Annotated in this window: 5 protein-coding genes; 4 read left to right on the top strand and 1 reads right to left on the bottom strand. The window is 76.9% G+C overall.

Annotated elements, in window-relative coordinates; all coding sequences use genetic code 11:
* From G5C65_RS28940 to G5C65_RS28925, 4 genes are all read left to right on the top strand, one after another.
* Positions 1–1,498: DEAD/DEAH box helicase (locus G5C65_RS28940; RefSeq protein WP_165301996.1), on the top strand; the 1,498-nt coding region annotated here is incomplete at its 5' end.
* The gene (locus G5C65_RS28935) at positions 1,495–2,739 is read left to right on the top strand and encodes an SWIM zinc finger family protein (RefSeq protein WP_165301995.1); all 1,245 of its coding nucleotides are present in this window, start codon (positions 1,495–1,497) and stop codon (positions 2,737–2,739) included. The genes G5C65_RS28940 and G5C65_RS28935, both read left to right, overlap by 4 nt.
* Before the next feature lie 83 nt (positions 2,740–2,822).
* The gene (locus G5C65_RS28930; RefSeq protein WP_165301994.1) at positions 2,823–4,100 is read left to right on the top strand and encodes an amino acid permease; all 1,278 of its coding nucleotides are present in this window, start codon (positions 2,823–2,825) and stop codon (positions 4,098–4,100) included.
* A gap of 162 nt (positions 4,101–4,262) precedes the next feature.
* Positions 4,263–5,555, top strand: coding sequence for a hypothetical protein (locus tag G5C65_RS28925; protein ID WP_165301993.1), 1,293 nt, complete (start codon positions 4,263–4,265; stop codon positions 5,553–5,555).
* Between the two features lie 7 nt (positions 5,556–5,562).
* Here the strand turns inward: G5C65_RS28925 and G5C65_RS28920 are convergent, their stop codons facing one another.
* Complete coding sequence (locus G5C65_RS28920) at positions 5,563–6,306, bottom strand: class I SAM-dependent methyltransferase (protein ID WP_165301997.1); 744 nt, start codon at positions 6,304–6,306, stop codon at positions 5,563–5,565.
* Positions 6,307–6,390 lie beyond the last annotated feature (84 nt).

Genomic DNA, 6,390 nt, shown 5'->3' with positions numbered 1-6,390 from the left:
CCCCGTGCACCCTGCCCACCCTGCGCACCCGGAAGGGCCGTACGCGGACCCGGCGTACGGGGGCACAGCCCCGCCCGCCGGCCTGCACGCCCAGCTGCGCGACTACCAGCTCCGCGGGCTCGCCTGGCTGGAGGAGATGACCTCGCTCGGGCTGGGCGGCTGTCTCGCCGACGACATGGGGCTGGGCAAGACCGTCACCCTGATCGCCCTCCATCTGCGCCGCGCCGAGGCGGGGGCCTGCGGCCCGACGCTGGTCGTCTGCCCCGCCTCGCTGCTCGGCAACTGGCAGCGGGAGATCGCCCGGTTCGCGCCCGGCGTGCCCGTCCGCCGCTTCCACGGCGCCGGGGCCGCCCGCGGCCTCGACGGCACCGGGACCGGCTTCGTGCTCACCACCTACGGCACGCTCCGCTCCCGCGCGGCGCAGCTCGCCGCGCACAGCTGGGACATGGTCGTCGCGGACGAGGCCCAGCACGTCAAGAACCCCCGCTCCGCCACGGCCCGCGCTCTGCGCACCGTCCACGCCCCCGCCCGCGTGGCGCTGACCGGCACCCCCGTGGAGAACAACCTCTCCGAGCTGTGGGCCCTGCTCGACTGGACGACCCCCGGGCTGCTCGGCCCGCTGCGGACCTTCCGCGCCCGGCACGCCCGCGCGGTCGAGTCCGGCGAGGACCCGGAGGCGACGGAGCGGCTGGTCCGGCTCGTCCGCCCGTTCCTGCTGCGGCGCCGCAAGACCGACCCCGGCATCGTCCCCGAACTGCCGCCCAAGACCGAGACCGACCACCCCGCCCCGCTCAGCAGGGAGCAGGCCGCGCTGTACTCCGCGGTGGTCCGCGAGACGCTCGCCGAGATCGAGGCGGCGGCGGGCATGGCACGGCGCGGGCTGGTGATGAAGCTGCTGACCGCCCTCAAGCAGATCTGCAACCATCCGGCGCAGTATCTGCGCGAGACGGTGCCCCGCGGAGCGGTGGCCCGCTCCGGGAAGCTCGACCTCCTCGACGAACTGCTGACGACCATCCTCGCGGAGGACGGCGCGGCCCTGGTGTTCACGCAGTACGTCGAGATGGCGCGGCTCATCGAACGCCACCTGGACGCGCGCGGTATCGCCACCCAGACGCTGCACGGCGGTACGCCCGTGGCCCGGCGTGAGCGGATGGTGGACCGCTTCCAGAGCGGCCGGGTGCCCGTCTTCCTGCTCTCCCTCAAGGCGGCGGGCACGGGCCTCAACCTGACCCGCGCGTCCCACGTCGTCCACTACGACCGCTGGTGGAACCCGGCGGTGGAGGAGCAGGCCACCGACCGCGCCTACCGCATCGGCCAGACCCAGCCCGTCCAGGTGCACCGGCTGCTCACGGAGGGCACGGTCGAGGAGCGGGTCGCCGAACTCCTCGCCGCGAAGCGGCAGCTGGCCCAGGCCGTGCTCGGCGGCGGCGAGGCCGCGCTCACCGAGCTGACCGACACGGAGCTGGCCGACCTCGTCGCGCTGCGGAGCCCGCGATGACGGCCGGCGGAATCCCCGCGACCCCCGGGGCGGGGGCCGGGACGGAAGCAGCGGGAGCCACGGGACGGGACGCGGCCGGCACCGCGTGGCTGCGCGCCCTGGAGCGCGCGGCCCCCGACTCCGCACGCCTCGCGCGCGGGCGGGCGTACGCACGCGGCGGCGGCGTCGACGCGCTCCGGTTCGGTCCCGGGCGGGTCGTCGGGTATGTGCGCGGGAGCCGTCCCCGCCCGTACCGCGCCCAGCTCCGCATGCCCGAGCTGGCCGCGGGGGAGTGGGACGCGCTGCTCGGCACCGTCGCCGCCCGGCCGGGCCTGATGGCCGCGCTGCTGGACAGGGAGCTGCCGCCCGCCCTCGTCGAGGAGGCGGCAGCGGCGGGTGCCCGGCTGCTGCCGGCGCCGGGCGAGCTCAGCGCCTCCTGCAGCTGTCCGGATCCGGTCCGCCCCTGCAAGCACGCGGCAGCGCTCGCCTATGAGACGGCGCGGCTGCTGGACGGCGACCCCTTCGCCCTGCTGCTGATGCGCGGACGGAGCGAGTCGGAGATCCTGGACGACCTCTCCCGCCGACAGCGCGCCTCCGGCGCCCCGGAGGCGCCCGCGCCGCCCGCGCCCCCGCTGCTGCCGTCCGTCTCCGCCGACGCCGCCCGTGCGACGGACATCCGCCCCCCGCCGCCGGAGCCGCTCGGCGTCCCCGATCCGCCGGGGGAGCCCCGCGGGTATCCCTCGGTCCCGGGCGGGCCCAGCCCGGAAGCGCTGGAGTTCCTCGCAGCGGACGCGGCCCAGCGCGCGTACGCGGCGCTCGCGCACGGCGCGCACCCGCTGCCCCCGCTGTCCGAGTGGCAGGACGCCGTACGGCTCGCCGCCGGCCATCCGCGCCTCACCGGGCGGCGCGCCCTCTCGCCGCTGTTCGCCGGGCTCGCGCGGGCGGCCGGACACACAGCGCGGGAGCTGACCCGCGCGGCGGCGGCCTGGCGGCAGGGCGGCGAGAGCGGGCTCGCGGCCCTGGAGGAGCCCTGGGACCCGCCCGCGGGCGGGTTCGACCGGGCCCGCGGCGCGCTTGCCGCCGCGGGTCTGCCCCGGATGACGATAGGGCGGAACCGCCTCACCGACCCCACGGGCACCGTGCAACTCCGCTACGGACACGACGGCCGCTGGTATCCGTACCGCAGCGATCCCGGTGCGGACGACTGGTGGCCGGAGGGCCGCGCCGACCCCGACCCGACGCGAGCCCTGCCGGACTGCTGAGCAAGTCGGCCCCCCAGCCGTCTCGCCCCCCAGCCATCTCGCCCCGATAGGCTGCGCGCCCCGGCACTTCTGGAGGTGTCCCGGTGGCCGGCGAACAGACCCTCACCCGCAGGCTCGGTGTCCTGGACGCCGTGGTCGTCGGGCTCGGCTCGATGATCGGGGCGGGCATCTTCGCCGCGCTCGCGCCCGCGGCCGACGCCGCAGGCGGGGCGCTGCCCCTCGCACTCGCCGCCGCGGCGGTCGTGGCGTACTGCAACGCCACCTCCTCGGCCCGGCTCGCCGCCCGCTACCCCGCCTCCGGCGGCACCTACGTCTACGGGCGCGAGCGCCTCGGCCCCTTCTGGGGCTACCTCGCGGGCTGGAGCTTCGTCGTCGGCAAGACCGCCTCCTGCGCGGCGATGGCGCTCACCGTCGGCGCGTACGTGTGGCCGGGGCAGGCGCACGCGGTGGCGGTGGCCGCCGTGGTGGCGCTGACCGCCGTGAACTGCGCGGGGGTCCACAAGTCGGCACGGCTGGCCCGGATTCTGGTCGCGGCGGTCCTCGCGGTGCTCGCCGCGCTGGTGACCGCGGTGACCACCAGCGGTGCGGCCGACGCCGGCCGGCTCGACCTGGCCGCCGACGCCTCCGTGGGCGGCGTACTGCAGGGCGCGGGCCTGCTGTTCTTCGCGTTCGCCGGGTACGCGCGGATCGCGACGCTCGGCGAGGAGGTGCGCGATCCGCGGCAGACCATCCCGCGCGCCATCCCGCTGGCGCTCGGCGTCACGCTCGCCGTGTACGCCGCCGTCGCGCTGGCGGCCCTCTCGGTGCTGGGCCCGCGCGAACTGGCCGACGCGAGCGCCCCGCTGACGGAGGCGGCGCGCGCGTCCGGCGCGGACTGGCTGGCGCCCGCCGTACGGGTCGGCGCCGCGCTGGCCGCGCTCGGCTCGCTGCTCGCGCTGATCCTCGGCGTCTCCCGCACCACCCTCGCGATGGCCAGGGACCGCCATCTGCCCGGTGCGCTGGCCGCCGTGCACCCCCGGTTCCGGGTGCCGCACCGCGCCGAGTGGGCGGTCGGCGCTGTCGTCGCCGTGGTCGCCGCCACGGCGGATGTGCGCGGCGCCATCGGCTTCTCCTCCTTCGGCGTGCTGCTCTACTACGCCGTGGCCAACGCCTCGGCGTGGACGCTGCCGCGCGACGCGGACCGGCTGCCCCGGCTCGTACCGGCGCTCGGTCTGGCCGGCTGTCTGGTGCTGGCCTGCACGCTGCCGCTCACCTCCGTGCTCCCGGGCGCAGGGGTGCTCGCGCTCGGTGCCGCTGCCTACGCCGTGCGCCGGCGCGTCCGGCGAGGCGGGGGCGCGGAGACGGACGGCCCCGCGCGGTGATCCTTCCCGCGAGCGCTACGGTGGCACCCGACCACCCCGGACGGCGACTTGGCGGGGAGGCGGGACGCCGTCTGTCGTATCACCGCGGGGACCCGCGCCGTTCCGCGCGGGCCCGGCGCCGGACCAAGCGCTTCCGCACGCTCCTCACAGGGGGATCGCACCGTGACGACCGCAGCACTCTCCGACGCCTACGCGACCCTGACGGCCGAACAGGCGCGGCTCTACCGGCTGCTCGGGCTGTACCCGGGCCCGACGGTGGACATCGGTACCGTCGTCTGCCTGGCCGGCGCCGACCCGGACACCGCGCAGGACCTGCTGTACGCGCTGGAGGACGCGGGGCTCCTGCAGGAGGGTGACGACGGGCGGTACCGCTTCTGCGGCGCGGCCCGGCCGCACGCCCGCGAGCGCGCGGGGGAGGTGGAGCACGAGGCGGAGCGCGCGGCCGTACTGGAGCGCTGCGTGGACTACTACACCACCGGCACCGCCTTCGCCGACCTCGCCGTGCTGGGCGAGCTGCGGCTGCGGACCGGCGGCGAGGCGGCGCGCCGCGCCGGCGCCTTCGACCCCTTCGCGGGCCCGGACCGCCGTCGCGCGGCGCTGGGCTGGCTGCTCGCGGAGCGGCAGGACGCGCTGGCCGTGCTGCGCGCCGCCGTCGAGCACGACGGCATGGCGCACCGGGCGTGGCAGCTCGCGGAGTCCCTCACCGCCGTCTATCTCCACCGCCGCCACCCCGAGGACTGGAAGGAGTGCTGCGCGCTCGGCGCCGAGGCGGCCGCCGTCGACGGCGCCCGCGCCGCCGAGGCCCGGCTGCGGGCGCTGCTCTCCCGCCCGCTGCTCGACCTGGGGGAGGAGCAGGCCGCGCGGGAGCAGCTGGACCGCGCGCTCGCGCTCGCCGAGGAGACCGGCGAGCCGCGGCTGCGGGCCCTGGCCCTGGGCCTGGACGGCCGCTACTGGCAGCCGCGCGACCCGGACCGTGCCCGCACCGCGTACGGGACCGCCGTCGCCCTCAGCGAACAGGCGGACGATGTGCGCGGTGCCGCGTTCGCGCGCTGCTTCCTGGGCGCCGCGCTCGGTGCGGCCGGGGAGCACGAGGAGGCAGCGCCGGTGCTGCGGGCCGCGCGGGAGGGGCTGCGGGAGCTGGCGGACCGGGACCCCCTGGCGGGCCGCATGCTGACGGAGCTCGGCGGCGCGTGGCAGGCGCTCGGCGAGCGTGCGGAGGCCCGCGAGTGCTACGAGCGCGCCGTGCGCGAGCTGCGCGCGCACCAGGCCGCGCACTACGAGGCCGAGGCGCTCGAAGCCCTCGCGGCCTGGGAGCGGGACGCCGGGGACCCGGCCTCGGCCCCGGACCTGCTGGCGCGCGCCCTGGAGCTGTACGAGGCGGGCGACAGCCCGCGCGCCGGGGAACTGCGCGCAGAGCTCGCCCGTACCGGGCCCGCGACGGGATCCGGGGCCTGACGGCGCCTCAGCTCCTGCCGCCGCCGTCCACCGTGACCCGGATCTTCGACTGCTTGTGCGGGAGCGCGTCCCAGTCCTCCATGGGCGTCGCCGTCAGACCCCGCGCCTCGGCCAGGGCGATCAGGGTGCCGGGACGGTAGTAGAAGTCCTCGCGCAGCACATGGTGCTCCGTGCCGTCCGTGCGGTTGTAGGTGAAGTCGAAGAACCCTCCCGGCTTCAGAACGCGCGGGACATGGGTGAGGCACTCCTCGATGACGTGCCGCGGCGAGTGCGAGAAGACGCTGTGCGCGTGCACCGCGTCGAAGTGCGCGTCCGGGAAGTGCGCCAGGCGGAGGTTGTCGACGACGCAGAGGTGCGGCAGCTTGTGCTGCAGCCCGTGCGACACCAGGACGCGCTGGGCGGCCAGCAGGATGTCGGGCGAGATGTCGACGCCGTAGTAGTGGCCCGGCTCCAGGTAGTCGATGAAGCGCCAGCCCGCGCGCAGATTTCCGCAGCCGATCTCCAGCAGCCGGTGGGACGGCGCCAGCCCGTGCGAGCGCAGATAGCTGAACTGCAGCTCGCCCAGCGCCATCCAGCGCTCCTGCGATGCGGTGCCGACGGCGCCGTTGGGGTTGCGCGCGGTGTCCGAGCGCATCACGGCCCGGTAGTACGCGACGTGGTCGTCGCCCGTCGCGCGCCGCAGCCGCCAGTCGCGGACCAGCCGCCGTACGTACGGCCCGATCCTGGCGGGGTGCCGGGCCGCGTGCCGCAGCTGCTGGAGCGGCGAGGGGCGGGTGCGGACCTGAGGCGGCTGCGCCGTCCCGGACGGGTCCGGGAGAGCCGATCCGGAGACGGC

Source organism: Streptomyces boncukensis (assembly GCF_011045075.1).
GTDB lineage: Bacteria > Actinomycetota > Actinomycetes > Streptomycetales > Streptomycetaceae > Streptomyces > Streptomyces boncukensis.
The sequence above is the reverse complement of the archived record's forward strand: the minus strand, read 5'-3'. Positions and strand labels throughout refer to the sequence as shown.